Genomic DNA, 18,883 nt, shown 5'->3' with positions numbered 1-18,883 from the left:
TCACGTGTGTGCCCGGACGCACGGCGTCCGGCCGGGGGATGAGGTATGGGACTGCCGGAGGACCCTCCGGGGCGCGTGATGGGGGAGCGTGAGTTCGACGCCTTCTACGGCGCGAGCGTGGGCCGCCTCATCGGCCAGCTGTACGCGATGACGGGCGACCTCGCGGAGTCGCAGGACGTGGTGCAGGAGGCGTTCGCCCGGGCCTGGGAGCACCGGGCCGAACTCGATCTGCACGGCGCGCCCGAGGCCTGGGTGCGCACGGTGGCGTGGCGCCTGGCCGTCAGCCGCTGGCGACGCGTGCGCACAGCGCTGGCGCTGGCCCGCCGGCAGGGCCCGCCCCCGGTCGTGCCGGCGCCGGAACCGCACCACGTGGTGCTGGTAGAGGCCTTGCGGCAGCTGCCGGAGGGGCAGCGGCGGGCCGTCGTCCTGCACCATCTGTGCGATCTGCCGGTGGAGCAGGTGGCCGCCGAGACCGGCTCCCCGGTCGGCACCGTCAAGGTGCACCTCAGCCGCGGGCGGGCGACGCTCGCGCGGTTGCTGGCGCACACGGAACTGGACCCCGGGGCGGGCCGACTTCCGGAGGGGAAGCATGGCTGACGGGACCGAGCTGGGCAGGCTCCTCACCGAACTCGCCGAGTCCGGCCGTGGGCGGGCCGTACCGGCGGCCGCGCACCAGGTACGGGCCCGCGGCGAAGAGCGCCGCCGCCGCGCGCGGACGGTACGGGCGTCCGTCGTGGCCGTGCTCGCCTGCGCGCTGCTGGGCGGCGGCCTCGCGCTGGCCGGGACCGCCCGGGGGCCGCAGCCGGCGGCGGTCACCCCGTCGCCGCCGCCCTCCCGCTTCGTCCCCCCGGCCCCCGCGCCGGGCGAGGAGTACGCCGGCGAACTGGGCTACGTCCACGAGGCGGTGGCCCAGGGCGACAGCGTGCGGGTCACCGTGCGGCAGCTCCGGGCGGTCGCGGGCGGGCGGCCGACGCCCACCGGCGTGGTGCACACGCTGACCCTGCCGAGCACGACGCTGGTGGAGACGCGCCGGCTGTCGGGCGGGCAGCCCGCGGACCGTCAACTGGGCGAGCTGGTCGGCCGGCTGGCCGGGGGGCCGCGGTGGATGTTCGAGATCGACTACGACGGCGAGGGGCGGGTGGCGTCCCTGCGGGAGGCCGGTTAGCGCGGCGGGGAGTTGTTACCGGTCCATGACATTCCCGGTGTAACCCGCGCGGCGGTCCGGTGCGTAGAGCCTGTGCACGCCGCCCGTACCCGACCCGATGGGACCCACCGTGTTCTCTCCGTTCTCCCCGCACCGCCGCGCCGCCACCGGGCTCGCCGCCCTCGCCCTCGCTGCCCTCGCCCTCAGCGCCTGTTCCGGGGAGGGGAAGGGCGACGGGGACACCGGCCGTACCGACGTGGCCGCCTCGTCCCCCGCCCCGGCGCCGACTTCGGCCCCCGCCTCGCCCTCGGCACCGCCCTCGGTGAAGCACTCCGACGCGCCCTCCCCCACGCACTCCGCCCAGGCCCCGTCGTCGGACGGCCCCTCGGACGGCCCCTCGGACGCGCCCTCACCGCAGGCTCCGGCGCGCTGGGCCGGCAGCAAGCAGTTCGTGCAGATCGACAACGCGTGGATCAAGGACGGGCGCACCTACCTCTCGGTGCGCTCCGCCCGCAAGGAACCCCTCACGGGACCGATAGAGGGATGGGAGATCATCCCCGGCAAGGGCTCCTACACGACGGTACGCATGGCCCCGGAGGGCCGGGTCCTGCTGTCGGTCCCGCTGGGCGACGACTCCGTCCCCCACACCTACTCCCAGACGCAGTTCATCAGCCGGTGGTGGGCCCAGCCCGCCGCGGACCGGAAATGGACGGGCTACGACGTCAGCTTCGACCTCAACGGCGAGGTGGTCAGGCTCCAGTCGCTCTACCGCCCCTGACCCCGGGCGGTACGGGCGCGGACGGGTCCCGGCCCGAGGAGGACCGGGACCCGGGTGAGCGGGGCGGTCAGGAGGTCAGCGCGGCCCGGCCGCGGTCCGCCCGCGCCGGTCCGGTGGCCGACGGCCGCACGTCGAAGTCGAACATGGCGGTCGGCACGTACAGGGAGCAGCACGCGTTGGGGATGTCGACGATGCCGCTGATGCGTCCCTCTATGGGGGAGGAGCCGAGCAGCAGGTAGGCCTGCTCGCCGCTGTAGCCGAACTTCTTGAAGTACTCGACGGCGTTGAGGCACGCGCGCCGGTAGGCGAGCGTCGCGTCGAGGTAGTAGTTGGTGTCCGTGTCGTGGTCGACGGAGATCCCGATGAAGGTGAGGAAGTCCGAGTAACGCGGTTCGACGTTGCCGGGCATGAACACCGGGTTGGTCGAGATGCCGTACGTCTCCATGCCGCCCTTGATCAGGTCGACGTGGAAGTCGATGAAGCCGCCCATCTCGATGGCGCCGCAGAAGGTGATCTCCCCGTCGCCCTGGCTGAAGTGCAGGTCGCCGCCGGAGAGCTTGGCGTCCTTGACGTGCACCGGGTAGAAGACCCGCGAACCCCGCGTGAAGTTCTTGATGTCGTGGTTGCCTCCGTTCTCACGGGCCGGCACCGTGCGGGCGCCCTCCGCGCAGATGCGCGTGGCGAGGTCCCCGGTGGCCGTGCCGGCGAGCGCGTGGGAGGGGTCCGGAGGGACGGCCAGCGGCGGGACGCGTTCGGGGTCGGTGTCGATGAGCGCCTTCTCGCGCGCGTTCCACCGGCCCAGCAGCTCGGCGGAGGGGGCGGTCCCGAACAGCCCGGGGTGGGTGATGCCGGTGAAACGGATCCCGGGCAGGTGCCGGGAGACCGCCTGCTGACCGTGGAAGTCCCACACCGCCTTGTAGGCGTCGGGGAAGTAGTCGGTCAGGAAGCCTCCGCCGTTGGCCTTGGCGAAGATGCCGGTGTACCCCCAGCCCTGGCCCGCGGCGTCCCCGCTCTGCTGGGGTACGGGGCCGAGGTCGAGGATGTCGACGACGAGCAGGTCGCCCGGCTCGGCGCCCTCCACGCCGATCGGGCCGCTGAGCATGTGGGGGATGGTGAGGTCGATGTCGCGGACGTCGTTGGCGGAGTCGTTGTTGCCCACCTGGCAGTCGGTCCAGTCCCGGCACTCCATCCGGAACTCGGCTCCGGGCTTCACCATGGCGGCGACGGGGATGTCAGGGTGCCACCTGTTGTGTCCCGGGGTGTCCTGATCGCGCATCGACTTGGTCTGGTCCACGCTGAAAACTACTTCGGGCATGACAGCCTCTCTTTTTCTGATCCGGTCAGGACGGTGCGCCCACGCCTCCGGCCCGTCGGGCCGGGAGGGCGGACGCCTAACCCGGCGACCCGGACGACGCGGCGGCGCGGGCCTGTGCGCGCGACTTCCTGGTGAGCGGCCACAGCGCCGCGAACACGACCACGCCGAAGGCACCCAGGGCGATGGCGATCTCCGTGGTGTGCTTCCAGTAGCCGGACAGCAGCAGTGCCGCAGGGATCACACCGGTGACCCAGCCCTCGATCGCCGTCACCCAGCCGACATAAGTGCCGAGCTCCGTTTTCCTGAGACCGAGCAGCAGGAAGAACAGGCCCCACAGGAACGCCCAGTACAGCCAGATGACACCGAACGGGTAGTCCTTGAGGAGATGGAAATTGGCGAACGAGTACCCGAGGGCGACAATCGCCACGAACAGGGAGTACCAGCCGACGCAGATGTTGTCGATGTTCGCGAGGATGACGATACCCACGTACAGGTAGGTGAATCCGAAGAGGTAAATCCCGGATGCCGCCAGGATCTTGTCCTGGTCACCGCCGGCCGTGAAGATGAGGTACGTCGGGGTCAGCACCTGCAGTGCACCCACGAAGAGGTTGAACACCGCCGCCGACTTGGGGTCGACCTTCTGCAGGAGCAGCAGGCCGTTCATGAAGAGCACCGCACCGACGAAGAGCAGTCCCACGTTCGCCACGGGGACGCACCTCCTAAGTCCGCGTGGGGACGGATTGCCGCCGGGGCGCCTCCTGATCCCGCCTGGGCGGGAGGAGCGTCCGCGCTCCGGCGTCGGCCCCCCTGAGCACCTCTGACGCGCCGATCACCGCCCTCGGACTAGGGCTTGGGCAGCCGGGACAGCGCCGGATGGGGCCGCGGCGCCGGCCGCTCGCGCGGCGGTGGGGCGGACACGACGTCCGGCATCTCACGGGACTTCTCCTCCCGTTCGCGGGAGGTGGCGAGCCCGTGCGGCGTGAGGGCGAGGGAGGGCGAGGAGAACACGCGCCTGGACTCGCCCGCGCAGGCGGGGCAGTCGTACGCGTCGGGTGCGGAACCTATCGCGAGCTTGACGTCGAAAGGCCCGCAGTTGCTGCAAAGGTATTCATAGGTCGCCATGAAGTTGCCTCCGGTCGTCGGCGCACCCAGGTCAACCTCGACGTCTGCGACACACCCCGTTGAGCGCACGCCGGGGAAACAATCCCTATATCAAGGAGACGCCACGGCAAGACAGTTGTCAAGGTCGGCAGGAGACGTCCGGAGCACGCCCCGAAGGGAGTTCCGGAGTTCCCTTTCCGCCGCCATCGGAAACACCGGATTCCATTCACTCGCCCTTCTCCCGGTCCGTTCGCCGGGAATACCTCATCGCCGGCGCGACCGCATTCCAGGCCTCGCGGAGGGGGCGCCCGGAGGCCTTCCCGGCGCGCCGCGCACCCGCCCGCCGGGGCCGGACCGGGCCGGTTGCGCCGCCCTGCCCTGGGCGCGGGGCGCCCGACCCGGGCGGTATGACCGCTGTGAGGCGGTTCACTGCGCTTTTCCTGGACGGATACCACTCGCGGCTTTAGCGTTCATATGCATCGGCCTTTTCCGTGAATGCAGTGGCAATGGCGCCTCGCTCATCGGACGGCACACAACGCTTCGCACGGAACAAGGCGAACGCCGGAGAGGTGGACAATGAGCATGGACGCCGTGTGGGTCCGTGGCGTGAACGGGCTTCAGATGCACCACGTCACCGACCTCCAGGACGCCGGCAGGTTCCTGGGCAACGCAGCCATGGCCCTGCGGGCCGCCCACGTGCGGACCGGCGCAGAGCACTTCGAGGGCCTCGCCGCCGAGCTCAAGGCCCTGGTCACCCGGGTACGGGAGCTGGAGGACCAGGCCCGCTCCGCGATGCACGAGCTGCACGAGACCGACCCGGAGCGCTTCGTCCGCTGCCGCGAGGGCCACGAGCCCTGGCCCGGCGAGATCCAGGCCGGGTTCATCCCCCGCCACACCTGCCGCGACGAGTGCCTCTACCACGACCGCGGCGTGCTCGAGGCGATCACGCAGTGCACCTGCGGCAGGCCGCCCTGCCAGGCCTGCGAGATCGGCGGGAAGCCCGTGATGAACTGATCCACCGCACTTCGCGGCCGCCCCGGGCGGCACGAGGGCCCCAGCCTCCGACGAGGCCGGGGCCTTCGTCATGCTCACCGCCCCGATCCGGATCCCGTACCGCGACGCCCCGCTCCCGTCGCGCGACCGGGCCGGCTAAGCAAGGAGGCTCAGCAGCAGCACGAGAACGACCAGCGCGCCCGCCGCGATCGCCAGGCCGCGGGTGACCCGGCTGCGGGAGGGCAGCCCGAACACCTCGATGCCGGTGGTCCCGGGGAAGGCGTAGAAGACGCGGTCGGGGTCGGTGGGGAGGGTGATGCGGGCGAGGGGCAAGTGACGCAGGACGACGCGGCGGTGGGCCTCGCCCGCGCGCGGGGCGAGGTGCGGGACGAGCGCCTCGGTGTGCGTGGCGTCGAGGTCGCCGGGCAGGGGGTCGTCGCCGGTCAGCACCTCCTTGCGCCACCGGCCCGACCGACGGGTGCGGCGGCGGACGAGGAAGGGGGGCCGCTTGCGGGGACGGCGCACCAGCTCCTCGCGGCTGCGCTGCTCGATGAGGCCGCCGACCCAGGTGGTGACGACCCCGCTCCCCCCGCAGGCCTCGTGCGCGACGGTGCCGCCGCCCTTGCACTTGGGGCAGTCGACGAGGCCCGTCCCCTTGCACTGGGCGCACTGCGTGCGGCCCCGCCCGGCACAGGTGGGGCACGCGGCGTCGGGGCGCCGGCACTTGGCGCAGCGGACGCGTCCGGGGACGGTGCGGGCCGCGGGCGCCGCCGCGGCGCGGTCGCCGGCGCGGTCCTTGGTACGCGGCCGCCGTCTGCCGGTGCCGTCGCACTCGGTGCAGGGCTCCAGCCCGCGGCAGTCGGGGCAGGCCGTGGTGGGGTCACAGGGGAGCCGGCCGCGGCCCTCGCAACGCCTGCAGGCCCATTCGCCGTTGCCGCACTGGCAGGTGTTGTGGCGTACGGATCCCTCGCGCACGAGCTCGATCCGGCGCAGGGTGCCGTGCTCCCCGGGCGGGCCGGGCCGGTGGCCGTCGAGGTGCGTGTAGGTGGGGAGCGCGGAGAGGTCCTTGCGGCCCTTCACGGTCCTGGCGGTCTCCGTGCGGGTCTCCGTCGTGCGGCGGATGCGGCAGTCGAGGAGGGAGTGCCAGGTGAGGTCCGCGCCGGCGGAGGAGCCGGGGCCGACGGCGCCGCCGTCCCCGGACAGGTGCCGCGCCAGGGCCTGGAGCATCTCGTCGTCGGACGGCGTACCGGACGGGTCCTCGGCCATGACGACCACTCCCCTCGACGGGCGCGAGGCGCGCTGTCGGCAGGGTACGGGTGACCTGACACTCCATCAAGATCCGGGACCGGGAGGGATCTTGCGACCCCTCCCCGCCGCCCGCTCAGCTCTCGCCGGTGGTGCTGCCGCTCCCGTAGGGACGGGTGATGACCTCCATGCCGTGCCCGGCCGGGTCCATGAAGTAGACGCCGCGGCCGCCGTCGTTGTGGTTGATCTCCCCGGGCCGCTTGCCGTGCGGATCGGCCCAGTAGGTGAGTCCGGCCTCCTGGATCCTGCTCAGGATGCCGTCGAACGCGGCCTCGGGGACGAGGAAGGCGTAGTGCTGCATGACGATCGTCTCCGCCGGGACGGCGGCGAAGTCGAGGGTGACGCCGTTGCTCAGCTGCAGGGGGACGAACGGGCCCCATGCCTCGCCGGCCCGCAGGCCGAGGATGTGCGCGAGGAAGTCGGCGGATTCCCGGTTGTCCCGGGCGTGGACGATGGTGTGGTTCAACTCGACTGACACGGTGGGATGCCTCCGTAAGGCATTCTCACGGGCACCTCCATGCCTCACCCGGCCGGTGACCGGCACGCGATGCCGTGTCCTCGATCCTATGCCGGGCCGTAATCCGGTGGGCCGGGGACCGTCGCGGCCCGTACGGTGGACGGCCGGACCGAGCGGGGAGGACGACGATGACGGACACGATGACGCTGTGGCGACCCACCGGGCCGCAGGAGCTGGCCCTGGTCGAGGCGTCGGGGTGGCGGGAGTGGCCGCCGCGGCTGCCCGAGCAGCCGCTCTTCTACCCGGTGCTCGACGAGGACTACGCGATCCGGATCGCCCGCGACTGGAACGTCCCCGCCTCCGGCGCCGGTTACGTGACGCGCTTCGAGGTCGAGGCCGGGTTCGCCGCCCGCTACCCGGTGCGCCAGGTGGGCGGCCGGACGATCCTCGAGCTGTGGGTCCCGGCGGAGGAACTCCCGGAGTTCAACCGGCACATCGTGGGCCGGATCGAGCTCGTCCACGAGTTCCTGGTCGCGTAGCGGCGGGGCCTCCGGCAGGCGCCGCCGCCGCGCTCACCCCCGGCGTCCCCGGGACCCGCTGCCCGCGGACGGGGGCTGCCCCGCGTCCGGAGCGACCGGGCGGAACTGGGGGCCGTAGGTGTGGCGCCCGTCGCCGAGCGGGATCTCCATGAGGGCCAGGGCGGGCTCCTCCAGCTGCTCCATCGTCTTGATCGCGCGGTTGAGCGCACCGTGGTCCGCGGACTGCCAGGCGGCCTCCAGGTCGCGCAGCAGTTCGCCGTAGGCGCTGTCGAAGCGGCGCAGCAGCGTCGCGGCCTCGCGCGGCGGGTGGGGCCAGCCGCCCCGGGGGACCACGCCCATGGGGTGGACGTCCGGGAAGGGGACGGGCGGCCCGCTGAAAGCCCACACGCCGTCCTCCTCCTCCAGGGTGCGGCCGTGGTAGATCTCGGCGAAGGCGTAGTAGTGCGCCACGTCGCGGTGGCCCCCGGTGGCCTCGCCGGACGGCGCCTCGGGGGAGTCCGAGCTGCCCTCGCCCTGCTCCTTGATGATCTCCACGGCGGCGACGACGTCGTCCAGGTTCCGCATCGGGCGCAGTTCGTCGGGGCCGATGCGCTGGCCCATCTGACCGCGGACGCTGAGCTCGGGGCGGTGGTCGAGGAAGGCGGTGACGAGCCCGTCGTAGAAGTCGCCGATGGTCGGCGGCCCGGCGGACGGCTCGGGCAGCGGGGACTCCGGGGTCTCGATGGCCATGAGGACGTCCCGCACGTACGCGCGGGTGAGCCCGGAGAGGTACACCGTCAGGTTGCTGCGCACGCCGCCGGGCAGGGGGGCGGGGTACTCGGGGGTGACGGAGGCGATCCGCGGCCGCCCGCCCACGGCGACGAGCATGTTGCAGGCCAGCCCCATGTGGAACATCTCGTCGGTGACGATGCCGCGGATCAGGTTGGCCACCGTGTCGGACCGGTCCCGCACCGACCACCAGGCGCACAGGTACGGCGGGATGGTGGCGAGTTCCAGCTCCACGGCCACCTGCAGGGCCTGCCGCAGCCAGTCGTCACGGCGGGACGGCGCGGGGACGGCCAGCAGACGGGCGACCATGCCGTGGGCGGCGGCCGCCGCGACGCCGGGGGCGGCCATCGGTGCCGCGGCGGCGGCGGCCGGGACCGCCGCCGCCGGCAGCGACGGTGCGAGCGGGGCCGCGTGGGCGGCGGTGCCGAGGACGGCGGGGCTGACGGCGGCCGCCGCGGCCGACTTGACGAAGCCCCGGCGGTCGAGGGTGACCGCGGTCCCGTGCTCGTTGTCCTGGTCGTCCACCGGTCCCGTCACACAGGTCTCCGTCCCCGAGAAGAATGGCGCGCGGGAGCCGGCACACGGCGGACCCGCGAGGCTGGCGAAGCTACCAGCCGGGCCCCGGCCCCCGGGCCCGCGACGCCGCGCGCGCCGTGCCGCGCCGCCCGTGCGGCCCAACGGTCCCCGGACGCCGGACGCCGGTGGGCAACCCTGGTCACGCCCTCGTCCGGGATCGCGCCGCGCGCCTGGGCCCGGGCTGTCGGGCCATCACCTCCCGTACCCGTATGGGACCGTACATTCGGGGCATCCGGACGTCAGGAGGTGCTGACGATGGTCCCCCTGCCGGCCGGTCCCGAGGACGACGCGGAGAGCGAGATCGGGCGGCTGCGCGCGGAGAACGAGCAACTGCGTCGCGCGCTGGGCAGCCGGTCGGTCATCGACCAGGCCGTCGGCATGGTGATGGCGCTGACGCCCTGCCCCGGCGACGTGGCCTGGGCGGTCCTCGTCCGGGCCTCCCAGTACGGCAACGTCAAGCTCCGCGACGTCGCCGCCGCGCTGGTGGCCAGCGCGGGGGGCCGGCCCCTGCCGGCGGACGTCCGGCGGGCCCTCGTACGGGCCATGCGTCCGTCCGGCTGACCGGGCGTTCCGCGTCAGGCCTCGCCGGCCGCCCGGGGGTTCCCGCTGTTCCCGCTGTCCTCGGCCGCCTCCACCTCCTCGCGGAGGCGGCGGCAGGTGCGGCTGATCAGCCGGGAGACGTGCATCTGGGACAGACCCAGCTGGTCGGCGATCTGGGTCTGCGTCATGTCGCGGAAGAACCGCAGGTAGAGGATCTTCCTCTCGCGCGGCGGGAGTTCGCGCAGCCGCGGCGCGACGGCCACGCGGTCCACGACGGAGTCCAGGCACGGGTCCTCGGCGCCCAGGGTGTCGAGGAAGGTGCGGCCCTCCGTGCCGGGGGTGGCGGAGTCCAGGGAGGCGGGGGCGAAGCTGTCGAAGGCCTCCATGGCGGCCAGCACGTCCTGCTCGCTCATGCGGGCGTGCGCGGCGATCTCGGCGACGGTCGGGGGGCGCCCCTTCGTCCCGACGAGTTCGTGGCGGACGGTACGGACCCGGCTCCGGAGCTCCTGGACCCTGCGGGGGACGTGGACGCCCCACAGGTGGTCGCGGAAATGACGTTTCACCTCGCCGACGATGGTGGGGACGGCGAAGCTCTCGAAAGCGCTGCCGCGTGCGGGGTCGTAGCGCCGCACCGCCTTCACCAGGCCGAGCGCGGCGACCTGCCGGAGGTCCTCGGTGGACTCGCCGCGGTGCCGGAAGCGGCGTGCGAGCCGGTCCGACATCGGCATCCAGGCGATCACGACCTGCTCGCGCAGCGCGTCCTTCTCCGGGCCGTCCGGGAGCGCCGCGATCCGCCGCAACGCCTCGGCGGTGTCCGGGGTGTCGTCATGCGGACGCGGGCGGGCACCCGGGTGCGGGTGCGGATGCCTGGTACGGGGCTGTCGGACGGCCATGGCTGGTCCTGCGCCTTCCTGCGGGGTCCGGGAGCCGCGCCGCGCAGGGCGTGCCGTACGGGAGGACACGCTCCGCGCTCCGGGACCCGGCCGGGGCGCCCCGCGCGTGCGTGCCTCCCTTCCGAAGCACGGGGATCGCCTGCCCGAGGGGGCGGTGCGCAAACCCCCGGCTCCGGGCCCGGTGATGACCCGCCGTCAGGGGGCGACGAGCCGCCGGAGCGCCGGCAGCCGCGACGGCCGCGACCGCCCTGCGGCCGGCCCGGCGCCGTTCCGCCATCCGGGGACGGGACGGACGTCAGCCGCAGGACACCCGCAGGTCGCGCGGACAGGGCATGAAGGGGCGACAACACCTGCGGACAGGCGCACGACGCGCGGGGGCGAGCGGACCATGGGCATCACCACCACGACGACTCCACACCTCTTGAGCGGCGCGACGCTGCGCCGGATCGCCTGCCTGGCCCCGATCGTGCTGGTCGGGTGGTGGGTGGCCCGGCACTGGCAGCTGATCGCCGACGGGGGCCGCGGGCTGCTCGACGCCAACCGGGGCTGGCTGCTGGCCGCCGTGGCGGCGACCGGGCTGGCCTGGGTGGCGGTGTCGTTCATGCGGCAGGGCACGGTCCTGGAACGGCTGCCCGCGGGACGGCTGCTGGCGACGCAGTTCGCCGCGGGCGCCGCGAACCACCTGCTGCCCGCGGGCATCGGGGCGAGCGCGGTCAACCTGCGCTTCATGCGGGCGTGCGGGCTGCCGCCCGCCCGGTCCGCGGCGGCCATCGCGCTGTACTTCCTGGCCGAGTGCGTGGGCCGCGGGACGCTGCTGGCCGTGCTGCTCGCCGCGTTTCCGCACGCGCTGCGGCTCGACGGACTGCTGCCCGACGGCATCTCCGTACCCGTCGGCCCGACGGCGGGGGCGGCCGCCGGGGTCTGCGCGGTCGCGGCGGTCGTGCTGGTCGCCGTACCGCGGCTGCGGCGGGTGGTGGTCACGTTCCTGGCCACGGCGTTCACGGACGCGCGGACGCTGCACGCCCGGCCGTCGCGGGCCCTCGCGCTGTGGGGCGGATCGCTCGCCTTCCCCGCCCTGCAGGCCGCCGGCCTCGTCGCGGTCACGATGGCCCTGGGCGTCCCGGTGCCCTTCGCCCACGTCGCCGTCGCCTACCTCGTGGCCAGCGTCGCGGCGGCGGCGCTGCCCACCCCCGGCGGCGTCGGCTCCGTCGACGCGGCCCTCGTGGTGACCCTCGTCGCCACGGGCGCCTCCCTCGCCGCGGCCACCTCGGCCGTGCTCGGCTACCGCATCGTCACCGTGTGGCTCCCCCTCGTCCCCGGCGCGCTGGTCCTGGGCGCGCTGGTCCGCCGGAAGGTCGTCTGACCCGCACCCCCCCATGACGCGCGCCACCGTCCGCTCGAGCACCGCCCGCCCGCGCAAACCCCGTGGTGGCGGCCGGGCGGCGCGTGCCAGGCTGGCCGCGGGAACGGGGCACGGGAGGGCGGAACACTGGAGCTGCACGAGTACGCGGAGCGGGACGCGACGGGGTTGCGGGATCTGATCCGCGCCGGGGAGGTGAGCGCGGGCGAGGTCGAGGCCGTCGCGCGCAGGGCCCTGGAGGCGGCGGATGCGGAGCTCAACGCGCTGACGCTGCCGCTGTTCGACCCCGCGCCCGCGCACCGGGCGGACGGGCCGCTCGGCGGTGTGCCCTTCGTGATCAAGGACGGCGGTCCGTTCGTGCGGGGCGTGCCGTTCACCCTCGGCAGCCGGGCCCTGCGGAGTGCCGTGGCGGACGCCGACCACGATCTGATGACCCGCTTCCGCGAGGCGGGCCTGGTGGCGCTCGGCCAGAGCACCGCGCCGGAGTTCGGCCTGAGCTTCGCCACCGAGCCGGTGCGCTACGGGCCGACGCGCAACCCCTGGGACCCGGAGCGCGGGGTGGGCGGGTCGAGCGGCGGGTCGGCCGCCCTGGTCGCCGCGGGGGCGGTGCCGGTGGCGCACGCCAACGACGCGGGCGGTTCGATCCGCATCCCGGCGTCCTGCTGCGGGCTGGTCGGGCTCAAGCCGAGCCGGGGGCGCACCCCGTGCGGGCCGCTCGCGGGCGAGGCGGCCTTCGGGCTCCAGGTGGAGTTCGCCGTGACCAGGACGGTACGGGACGCCGCGGCGCTGCTCGACGCGGTGGGCGGGCCCTCGTACGGCGACAAGTACCCCCTTCCGGCGCCCCCGTCGCCGTACGCGCGGGCGGCGCGCTCCGACCCGGGGCGGCTGCGGATCGCCCTGACCACCGCCGCCTGGACGGGCACGCCCGTGGACCCGCAGGTCGCCGCGGTCACCGTCGACGCGGGCAAGGTGCTGGAGTGGATCGGGCACCGCGTCACCGAGGACACACCGCGCCTGGACGCGGACGACCTCGTGGAGGCCACCGCGCTGGGCGCGTTCGCCAGTGGCGGCGCGCTGCTGCGGGCGGCGCCGCGCCTGGACCGCTCGCTGCTGGAGGCGGTGTCGCGGGCGGTGCTCGCCGAGACCGAGGCGTGGACGGCGCTCGGGCTGATGGCGGCGATCGACGCGCAGCACCGCGTGACCCGCGCGGCGGGCCGCTTCTTCACCGCCTACGACCTGCTCGTCACGCCGACGCTCGGCGCGCTCCCCGCGCCGCACGGCACCCTCGGCCACGACGACCCCCGGCACACGGTGCGTTCCTGGCTGCGCGAACTGTTCGCGTACGGGCCGTTCACGGCGGCCTTCAACGTCTCGGGGCATCCGGCGGTGAGCCTGCCGCTCGGCCAGAGCCGCGAGGGACTGCCGGTCGGGGTGCAGCTCGTCGCCGCCCAGGGCCGGGAGGACCTGCTGCTGGGCGTGGCCGCGCAGTTGGAGCAGGCCGTCCCGTGGCGGGACCGCAGGCCGCCGTTCCTGGTCGGCTGACCTCTTCCGCGCCAGCGGGGCAGCCCGCGCTCAGCTGCTGCTCGGGCTGGTGCCGGTGCCGTTGGTGGGCGGGAACGCGTAGACGTGGTCCGGGGTGACGATCTTGGTCATCGCCTCGGCGAAGAGGCTGCTGGGCTCGCTGCCGCCCACGGCGGTGTCGGTGTTGAGCAGCACGACCATGGTCGCCTTGGCGTCGGGCAGGTACACGGCGGTGCTCTGGTAGCCGGGCAGCGATCCGTTGTGCCCGATCCAGCCGTGGTTGTCGAAGAGGCCGAGGCCGTAGCCGATGCCCGGGTACGAGGTGGGGAGGAAGGTCGTGCGCTGCGCCTGGGTGGCCTTGCTGAGCAGGGTGCCGTCGGCGACGATGCGGGCCCAGGCCCGCAGGTCCTGCTGGTCGGAGACCATCGCGCCGGCGGCCCAGGCCCAGGAGGGGTCCCAGTTGGTGGCGTCGCCTTCCTTACCGTCCTTGGTCTGCCGGGTGTAGCCGTGGGCGTGCGGGTTCGGGAAGGCGCGCCCCGCGGGGAAGACGGTGTGCTTCAGCTTGGCCGGATCGAGCACGTCGCGCCGCAGGTAGTCGCCGAACGGCATGCCGCTCGCCTTCTCGATCACCAGGCCCAGCAGGACGGTGTTGGTGTTGGAGTACTGGAAGCGGGAGCCCGGGGTGGCCTGCGAGGGGTGCTGGAAGGCGTAGGCGAGCAGCTCGGCAGGGACGAACCCCCGGTTGGGGTCGGCCTTGAGGGCCTTCTGGAAGTTCGGGTCGTCGGTGTAGTTGTAGAGCCCGCTGCGCATCTCGGCGAGCTGCCGCAAGGTGATGCCGTCGCCACCGGGCACGCCGTCCACGTACCGCGAGACGGGGTCGTCGAGTCCGGCCTTCTTCCGGTCGACGAGGGTCAGCAGCGCCGTCACGGTGAAGGTCTTGGTCTCGCTGCCGATCCGCATGTTGAGGTCGGGCGACATGCGCGCCTTCGACTTCGTGTCGGCCACGCCGAGGGCGCGTACGTAGGAGCCCTTGCCGGGGGCCCACAGCCCCACGATCGCGCCGGGCACGCCGGTCCTCTTGAGGGTGTCCGCCATCGCGCCGTCGAGCTTCTTGACGACGTCGCCGGAGAGCGCCGGGAAGTTCCCGCCGGCGCCCGGTGACCCGCTGGGGGAGGCCTGCGCGGGGGACGCGGACGCGGGGGACGCGGACGCCGGGGAGGCGGAGGCCGGGCCCGCCGTGCGGTCCTCCTCCTCGGCCCGCGCGAGCGGCGAGGCCGGAGCCGACCTCGCCGTCCGGGTGCCCTCGGGGGAGCGGGTGGTGTCCGCGGGCCCGCCGCACGCCAGGGCCGTGGGGAGCGCGGCGGCGGCCAGGACCGCGGCGACGGCCTTGCGCACGGTGCCGCGGAGCCTGGGCGGACGGGCGCACGGGTGCGTCATGTCAGTGCCTTTCGGCCGTGGGGACGGGGCGGGGCGGGGGCACGCCATCGCGAACGTAAGCCGCCGGCCGCGGTGCGGCGACCGGGCGGCGGGGGGCGCGCGGCCGAGCGGGTGACGTCCGTCGCGGAGGCGGGTCTTGACGGTGCGTCGGGTCATTGGTTGAGTGGCTCATCCACTGACCCATGGAGGTGTGATGGAAGCGCTGCCGCGCACGTCGATCGTGGACGTCCTGGAGGACCGGATCCGCGAGGAGATCCTCACCGGCCGCCGTCCCGCGGGGAGCCTGCTGCCGCCCGAGCGCACGCTGGCCGAGGGGTACGGCGTCACCCGCACCACCCTCAAGCACGCCTTCGGGCGGCTGGTCCAGGCCGGACTGCTGGAGACACGGCACGGCGTCGGTACCCGGGTCCGGGACTACGAACGCCTCGGCGGCGCCGACCTGCTGCCCATGCTCGTCCGGCACGACGCGCGCTGGCTCTCCGAGATCTTCGAGGTGCGGCGCGGGGTGGGCGCCCTGATCGCCGGCGCGGCGGCGACCCGGGCGAGCGGCGCCGCACGGACCAGGCTGCGGGACCTGGTGGAGGCCGTGCGCACGGCCGGGGACCCGGACGCGGTGCAACTGGCGGACGCCGAGGTGCACCGGGCGCTGGCCCGCGCCACCCGCAACCGCGTCTACGTGCTCCTCACCAACACCCTGTTCAACGCCTACCTGCCGATGCGACGTCACCTCGCCGGCCCCTTCCAGGACGCGGAGGAGGCGTACGGACGGCTGGCGCCGGTGGTCGCCGCGGTGGAGGAGGGGGACGGTGCGGCCGCCCGAGCAGCGGCGGAGGCGTATCTGACGGCGACCGAGGAGATCATGCGCGAGGGACTGAAGTCCCGGTGAGCGCGGGACGGGGGACGGTCTTCGCCGAGACCATGACGGGGACCGTACGGCTGCGCGGCGAGGACCGGGAGCGGCCGGTACGGCTGGAGCTGACGGCGCGCAGCGACGACCTGCTGCTGCCGCACCGCACGACCGTGGCTCGCGCCACCGGGCGGCTGCGCATCGCGGGCCGCGCCGACGCCGCCGCCACCGGCACGCTGGAGGTGTCGCCGCTGGCCCGGCGGCGCATCCACTACCGGCTGGAGTTCGCACTCGACGGCGAGCGCCACCTCCTGGAGGGCTGGAAGTCCGTCACCCCGCGGCGGCCGCTGGCCTCGATGACCACGCTGCCCTTCACCCTCACCGCCGGGGACGTCCCGGAGCCGGCCGGCAATGGCACGCTGCGCTTCCGCACGGCGACCTCGCTCGTGCCGTTCCTGGCGAGCTTCCGCTTCCCCCGCCGGGACGACCCCCGGGCGCAGTGGGCACCGCGCTGGGACGGCGCCGCGGGCCGCACCGAGGTCTGGTACACCACGGCCACCGACCCGGCGACGGGCACCGGCCTGTGGCTCCACCACGAACTCGTCGCCCCCGCCGACGGATCCCCCGCCTTCGCCCACGGCTGGGCCGCCGTCTTCCCCCCGGACGGCAAGGGCCCGGTGGAGCACGCCCGCTTCGGCCCGTTGCCCTGGCGTGCCGCGACGGGCGCCGAGGGCTTCACGGCGGACGGCGTCGAGGCCGTCCCCGGCCGGTTGCGCGGCACGGCGGGTGACCTCACCTGGGACCTCACCGAGGACGCCGGCACCGATCAGCCGCTGTACACCTTCCCGCGCTGGTCGTGGCGGCATCCGCTGCTGCCCGCCGCGCAGATCGTGCCGTCGCCCCGCGCCCGGTACACGGGAACCGTCCGCCACGGCGGGGGCGAACTCGCCCTGCGGGCCGCGCCCGGGGCCTCGGCACGCATCTACGGCCACGGCAACGCCCGGCGCTGGGCCTGGCTGCACGCCGACCTCGGCGACGGGGACGTGCTGGAGGTCGTCGCTGCCGTCTCCACCCGCCCGGGCCTGGACCGGCTGCCTCCGCTGGTGTTCCTGCGGCTGCGCAGGGACGGCCGCGACTGGCCGCGCGGCGGCCTGCGCCCGGCCCTGGGGCGCGCCGGCCTCGGCCGTTTCACCGCCGAGATCGGCCTGCCGCGCTGGACGGTGACCGGCCGCGCCGGCGGGCGGCGGATCACCGTACGGGTCGACCAGCCGGCCGAGCGCACCCTCGCCCTCGACTACGCCGACCCCGACGGCTCCCCCGCCGTGTGCCGCAACAGCGAGACCGCCGACGCCCACGTCGTGCTGGAGCGCAGGGGCCGCGGCGGCTGGCGCACCGAGGCGGAGTGGACGCTCGCCGGCACCGCCCACGCAGAAGTGGGCGACCGGTGAGCGCCGCCGTCCGCGGCCTGGTGGCGGCGCTGCTGGCCGACGCGGGCGACGGCGACTGGACCACGGGCGTGCCGCACCGGCTGGACGGCCTGCTGGCGGCGATGCCCGCGCGGACCCGGCACGGCTTCCGCGCCGCGGCGGCCGCGGTGGACGCCTACGCTGCGGCGCGCACCGGGCGGCGGCTGGACCGGCTGGGCCCGGGCGAGCGGGAACGGGTGCTGGCGGGCCTCGCCGCGCGACCCGCGCTGCTGCCCCTGCTCGACGTGGTGAAGGTGCCGGTGCTGCTGGCGGCCGGCACCGAACGGCTGCTGGCGCAGCCGCCCCGCGCCACGGCGCCCGTGGCCCCGCAGGACCCTCCGCTGGACTGCGTGCCCGCCGGCGAGTGGCCTGACCGCTCCCGCGCGGACGCCGTCGTCGTCGGCTCGGGCGCCGGCGGGGCGATGGCGGCGCGCACCCTGGCACGGGCGGGACTGCGGGTGGTCGTCCTGGAGGAGGGCCGGCGGCACACCACCGCGGAGTTCGGACGGCGGGCCCCGCTCGACCGGTTCGCCGAGCTGTACCGGGACGGCGGCGCGACCCTCGCCCTCGGCAACCCCCCGATGGTCGTGCCGACCGGGCGCGCCGTCGGCGGCACGACGGTCGTCAACTCCGGCACCTGCTACCGCACTCCGGACCGTGTGCTGGCCCGGTGGCGCGAGGAGTACGGGCTCGGGGACCTCGCGGACCCGGTGGCCTTCGGCGCGTACCTGGACGAGGTGGAGCGCACCCTGCGCGTGGCCCGCCAGCCGCAGGACGTACTGGGCCGCAACGGCGCCCTCGCCCTGCTCGGCGCGGGCGGCCTCGGCTGGCGCGCGGCGCCCCTGCGGCGCAACGCCCCCGGCTGCCGGGGCTCGTGCCAGTGCGTGGTGGGCTGCCCGTCCGGGGCGAAGCAGAGCGTCCAGCTGTCGGTGCTGCCGCAGGCGTGCGCGGCCGGGGCCCGGATCGTGACCGGCGCCCACGTGCGGCGGGTGCTCACCGAGCCCGACCGGCCGGGCGGCCCGCGCGCCTGCGGGGTCGCGGTACGGCGGCCGGACGGCAGCGAACTGGAGATCCTCAGCCCGCTGGTCGTGGTGGCCGCGGGCGCCCTGCGCACTCCCCCGCTGCTGCGCCGCTCCGGCCTCGGCGGGCACCCCCGGACCGGCCGCAACCTGGCCGTGCACCCCGCCACCAGCGTCGCCGGGCGGTTCGCCGAGCCGGTCGCGGACGGCGGCCCGGCGGTGCTGCAGAGCGTCGGCGTGGAGGAGCTGCACGAGGACGGCATCCTCGTCGAGGCGACCGCCCCGCCGCCCGGCATGGGCTCGTTCGTGCTGCCGGGCGTGGGCCGGGAACTGCGCGCGGAGCTGGAGGACTCCGGACGGCTGGCCACGTTCGGCGCGATGATCGCGGACCGGCCCGGCGGACGCGTCCTCGGCCGCGAGGGCGGCCTGCTCCGCTACGACCTCGATCCCCGCGACGGCCGCCGACTGCTGCGCGCCGTCCGCGCGATGGGCGACCTGCTCTTCGCCGCCGGGGCCGAGGAGGTCCTCACCGGCGTCCCCGCCGCCCCGCGGGCGCGTACGCCACGGGAGTTCACGGCGGCCCTGGAGGGGGTGACGGCACGGCAGCTGCACCTGTCGGCCTTCCACCCCACGGGCACCGTCGCCCTCGGCGCGGACCCGGAGGTGGCGCCGGCCGACCCCGCCGGCCGGCTGCGCGGCGTGCACGGGGTGCTGATCGCCGACGCCTCGGCGCTGCCCAGCTGCCCCGAGGTGAACCCGCAGCTCAGCATCATGGCGCTGGCCCTGGCCGTCGGCGAGGGCGCGGTGCGGGCGGCCGGCTGAGC

Annotated in this window: 19 protein-coding genes; 11 read left to right on the top strand and 8 right to left on the bottom strand. The window is 74.9% G+C overall.

All coding sequences use genetic code 11. The annotated features are described in order from the left end of the window. Positions 1-45 precede the first annotated feature (45 nt). The 3 genes from AC1VWI_RS23700 (at position 46) to AC1VWI_RS23690 (ending at position 1,922) form a co-directional block, all read left to right on the top strand. Positions 46-597, top strand: coding sequence for a SigE family RNA polymerase sigma factor (locus AC1VWI_RS23700; RefSeq protein WP_499513030.1), 552 nt, complete (start codon positions 46-48; stop codon positions 595-597). Then, positions 590-1,165, top strand: a complete 576-nt coding sequence (locus AC1VWI_RS23695) for a hypothetical protein (protein ID WP_499513029.1) — start codon at positions 590-592, stop codon at positions 1,163-1,165. The genes AC1VWI_RS23700 and AC1VWI_RS23695 overlap by 8 nt, the downstream gene beginning before the upstream one ends. Positions 1,166-1,274: 109 nt before the next feature. Then, entirely contained in the window at positions 1,275-1,922 is a 648-nt protein-coding gene (locus AC1VWI_RS23690) for a hypothetical protein (protein ID WP_499513028.1), read from the top strand. 67 nt (positions 1,923-1,989) lie between these two features. Here the strand turns inward: AC1VWI_RS23690 and fmdA are convergent, their stop codons facing one another. The 3 genes from fmdA to AC1VWI_RS23675 all read right to left on the bottom strand — a co-directional run bounded on the left by fmdA (position 1,990) and on the right by AC1VWI_RS23675 (position 4,359). Further along, entirely contained in the window at positions 1,990-3,237 is a 1,248-nt protein-coding gene (gene fmdA / locus AC1VWI_RS23685; RefSeq protein ID WP_499513027.1) for a formamidase, read from the bottom strand. Positions 3,238-3,313: 76 nt separating this feature from the next. Then, the gene (locus AC1VWI_RS23680; protein WP_499513026.1) at positions 3,314-3,943 is read right to left on the bottom strand and encodes an AmiS/UreI family transporter; all 630 of its coding nucleotides are present in this window, start codon (positions 3,941-3,943) and stop codon (positions 3,314-3,316) included. Positions 3,944-4,080: 137 nt separating this feature from the next. Further along, positions 4,081-4,359 (bottom strand): FmdB family zinc ribbon protein, encoded by a 279-nt coding sequence (locus AC1VWI_RS23675; protein ID WP_499513025.1) that lies wholly within the window; start codon positions 4,357-4,359, stop codon positions 4,081-4,083. Between the two features lie 561 nt (positions 4,360-4,920). On the opposite strand from AC1VWI_RS23675, the gene AC1VWI_RS23670 reads away from it, so the two are divergent. Further along, positions 4,921-5,352 carry a hypothetical protein gene (locus AC1VWI_RS23670; protein ID WP_499513024.1) on the top strand — a complete coding sequence of 144 codons (432 nt, stop codon included), beginning with the start codon at positions 4,921-4,923 and terminating at the stop codon, positions 5,350-5,352. Between the two features lie 135 nt (positions 5,353-5,487). Here AC1VWI_RS23670 and AC1VWI_RS23665 read toward each other — a convergent pair whose 3' ends face one another. Together AC1VWI_RS23665 and AC1VWI_RS23660 are read right to left on the bottom strand one after the other, a co-directional pair. After that, entirely contained in the window at positions 5,488-6,597 is a 1,110-nt protein-coding gene (locus tag AC1VWI_RS23665) for a hypothetical protein (RefSeq protein WP_499513023.1), read from the bottom strand. A gap of 115 nt (positions 6,598-6,712) precedes the next feature. Beyond that, positions 6,713-7,114, bottom strand: coding sequence for a VOC family protein (locus AC1VWI_RS23660; RefSeq protein WP_499513022.1), 402 nt, complete (start codon positions 7,112-7,114; stop codon positions 6,713-6,715). Positions 7,115-7,281: 167 nt separating this feature from the next. On the opposite strand from AC1VWI_RS23660, the gene AC1VWI_RS23655 reads away from it, so the two are divergent. Continuing rightward, a complete protein-coding gene (locus AC1VWI_RS23655) occupies positions 7,282-7,632 on the top strand; it encodes a hypothetical protein (protein ID WP_499513021.1) in 351 nt (116 codons plus the stop codon). A 33-nt stretch (positions 7,633-7,665) separates the two neighbouring features. Here the strand turns inward: AC1VWI_RS23655 and AC1VWI_RS23650 are convergent, their stop codons facing one another. After that, positions 7,666-8,937 (bottom strand): ferritin-like domain-containing protein, encoded by a 1,272-nt coding sequence (locus AC1VWI_RS23650; RefSeq protein WP_499513020.1) that lies wholly within the window; start codon positions 8,935-8,937, stop codon positions 7,666-7,668. 294 nt (positions 8,938-9,231) lie between these two features. Between AC1VWI_RS23650 and AC1VWI_RS23645 the strand changes: the two genes are divergently transcribed. Then, positions 9,232-9,537, top strand: a complete 306-nt coding sequence (locus tag AC1VWI_RS23645; protein ID WP_499513019.1) for an ANTAR domain-containing protein — start codon at positions 9,232-9,234, stop codon at positions 9,535-9,537. 14 nt (positions 9,538-9,551) lie between these two features. On the opposite strand, the gene AC1VWI_RS23640 is transcribed toward AC1VWI_RS23645, so the two are convergent. Next, positions 9,552-10,409, bottom strand: a complete 858-nt coding sequence (locus tag AC1VWI_RS23640) for a SigB/SigF/SigG family RNA polymerase sigma factor (RefSeq protein WP_499513018.1) — start codon at positions 10,407-10,409, stop codon at positions 9,552-9,554. Positions 10,410-10,797: 388 nt separating this feature from the next. On the opposite strand from AC1VWI_RS23640, the gene AC1VWI_RS23635 reads away from it, so the two are divergent. After that, entirely contained in the window at positions 10,798-11,772 is a 975-nt protein-coding gene (locus tag AC1VWI_RS23635) for a lysylphosphatidylglycerol synthase transmembrane domain-containing protein (protein WP_499513017.1), read from the top strand. Between the two features lie 165 nt (positions 11,773-11,937). Beyond that, positions 11,938-13,311 carry an amidase gene (locus tag AC1VWI_RS23630; RefSeq protein ID WP_499513016.1) on the top strand — a complete coding sequence of 458 codons (1,374 nt, stop codon included), beginning with the start codon at positions 11,938-11,940 and terminating at the stop codon, positions 13,309-13,311. Positions 13,312-13,341: 30 nt separating this feature from the next. Here the strand turns inward: AC1VWI_RS23630 and AC1VWI_RS23625 are convergent, their stop codons facing one another. Further along, positions 13,342-14,727 (bottom strand): serine hydrolase domain-containing protein, encoded by a 1,386-nt coding sequence (locus AC1VWI_RS23625; protein ID WP_499513015.1) that lies wholly within the window; start codon positions 14,725-14,727, stop codon positions 13,342-13,344. A gap of 193 nt (positions 14,728-14,920) precedes the next feature. On the opposite strand from AC1VWI_RS23625, the gene AC1VWI_RS23620 reads away from it, so the two are divergent. Genes AC1VWI_RS23620 through AC1VWI_RS23610 form a run of 3 tightly spaced genes read left to right on the top strand, consistent with a single transcriptional unit; the run spans position 14,921 to position 18,881 of the window. Further along, the gene (locus tag AC1VWI_RS23620; RefSeq protein ID WP_499513014.1) at positions 14,921-15,613 is read left to right on the top strand and encodes a FadR/GntR family transcriptional regulator; all 693 of its coding nucleotides are present in this window, start codon (positions 14,921-14,923) and stop codon (positions 15,611-15,613) included. Next, complete coding sequence (locus tag AC1VWI_RS23615) at positions 15,610-17,022, top strand: tocopherol cyclase family protein (protein ID WP_499513013.1); 1,413 nt, start codon at positions 15,610-15,612, stop codon at positions 17,020-17,022. The genes AC1VWI_RS23620 and AC1VWI_RS23615 overlap by 4 nt, the downstream gene beginning before the upstream one ends. Continuing rightward, positions 17,019-18,881 (top strand): GMC family oxidoreductase, encoded by a 1,863-nt coding sequence (locus AC1VWI_RS23610; protein WP_499513012.1) that lies wholly within the window; start codon positions 17,019-17,021, stop codon positions 18,879-18,881. The genes AC1VWI_RS23615 and AC1VWI_RS23610 overlap by 4 nt, the downstream gene beginning before the upstream one ends. Positions 18,882-18,883: the final 2 nt, after the last annotated feature.

Source organism: Streptomyces sp. TOM-9 (assembly GCF_056858595.1).
This window is presented reverse-complemented; position numbering and strand designations above follow the sequence as displayed.

What these genes read in the sequence shown, in the direction of transcription:
- AC1VWI_RS23625 (WP_499513015.1), bottom strand. Translation starts at nt 14,727, where the DNA reads ATGACGCACCCGTGCGCCCGTCCGCCCAGGCTCCGCGGCACCGTGCGC.
- AC1VWI_RS23640 (WP_499513018.1), bottom strand. Translation starts at nt 10,409, where the DNA reads ATGGCCGTCCGACAGCCCCGTACCAGGCATCCGCACCCGCACCCGGGT.
- fmdA (WP_499513027.1), bottom strand. Translation starts at nt 3,237, where the DNA reads ATGCCCGAAGTAGTTTTCAGCGTGGACCAGACCAAGTCGATGCGCGAT.
- AC1VWI_RS23665 (WP_499513023.1), bottom strand. Translation starts at nt 6,597, where the DNA reads ATGGCCGAGGACCCGTCCGGTACGCCGTCCGACGACGAGATGCTCCAG.
- AC1VWI_RS23695 (WP_499513029.1), top strand. Translation starts at nt 590, where the DNA reads ATGGCTGACGGGACCGAGCTGGGCAGGCTCCTCACCGAACTCGCCGAG.
- AC1VWI_RS23655 (WP_499513021.1), top strand. Translation starts at nt 7,282, where the DNA reads ATGACGGACACGATGACGCTGTGGCGACCCACCGGGCCGCAGGAGCTG.
- AC1VWI_RS23635 (WP_499513017.1), top strand. Translation starts at nt 10,798, where the DNA reads ATGGGCATCACCACCACGACGACTCCACACCTCTTGAGCGGCGCGACG.
- AC1VWI_RS23645 (WP_499513019.1), top strand. Translation starts at nt 9,232, where the DNA reads ATGGTCCCCCTGCCGGCCGGTCCCGAGGACGACGCGGAGAGCGAGATC.
- AC1VWI_RS23620 (WP_499513014.1), top strand. Translation starts at nt 14,921, where the DNA reads ATGGAAGCGCTGCCGCGCACGTCGATCGTGGACGTCCTGGAGGACCGG.
- AC1VWI_RS23670 (WP_499513024.1), top strand. Translation starts at nt 4,921, where the DNA reads ATGGACGCCGTGTGGGTCCGTGGCGTGAACGGGCTTCAGATGCACCAC.
- AC1VWI_RS23700 (WP_499513030.1), top strand. Translation starts at nt 46, where the DNA reads ATGGGACTGCCGGAGGACCCTCCGGGGCGCGTGATGGGGGAGCGTGAG.
- AC1VWI_RS23675 (WP_499513025.1), bottom strand. Translation starts at nt 4,359, where the DNA reads ATGGCGACCTATGAATACCTTTGCAGCAACTGCGGGCCTTTCGACGTC.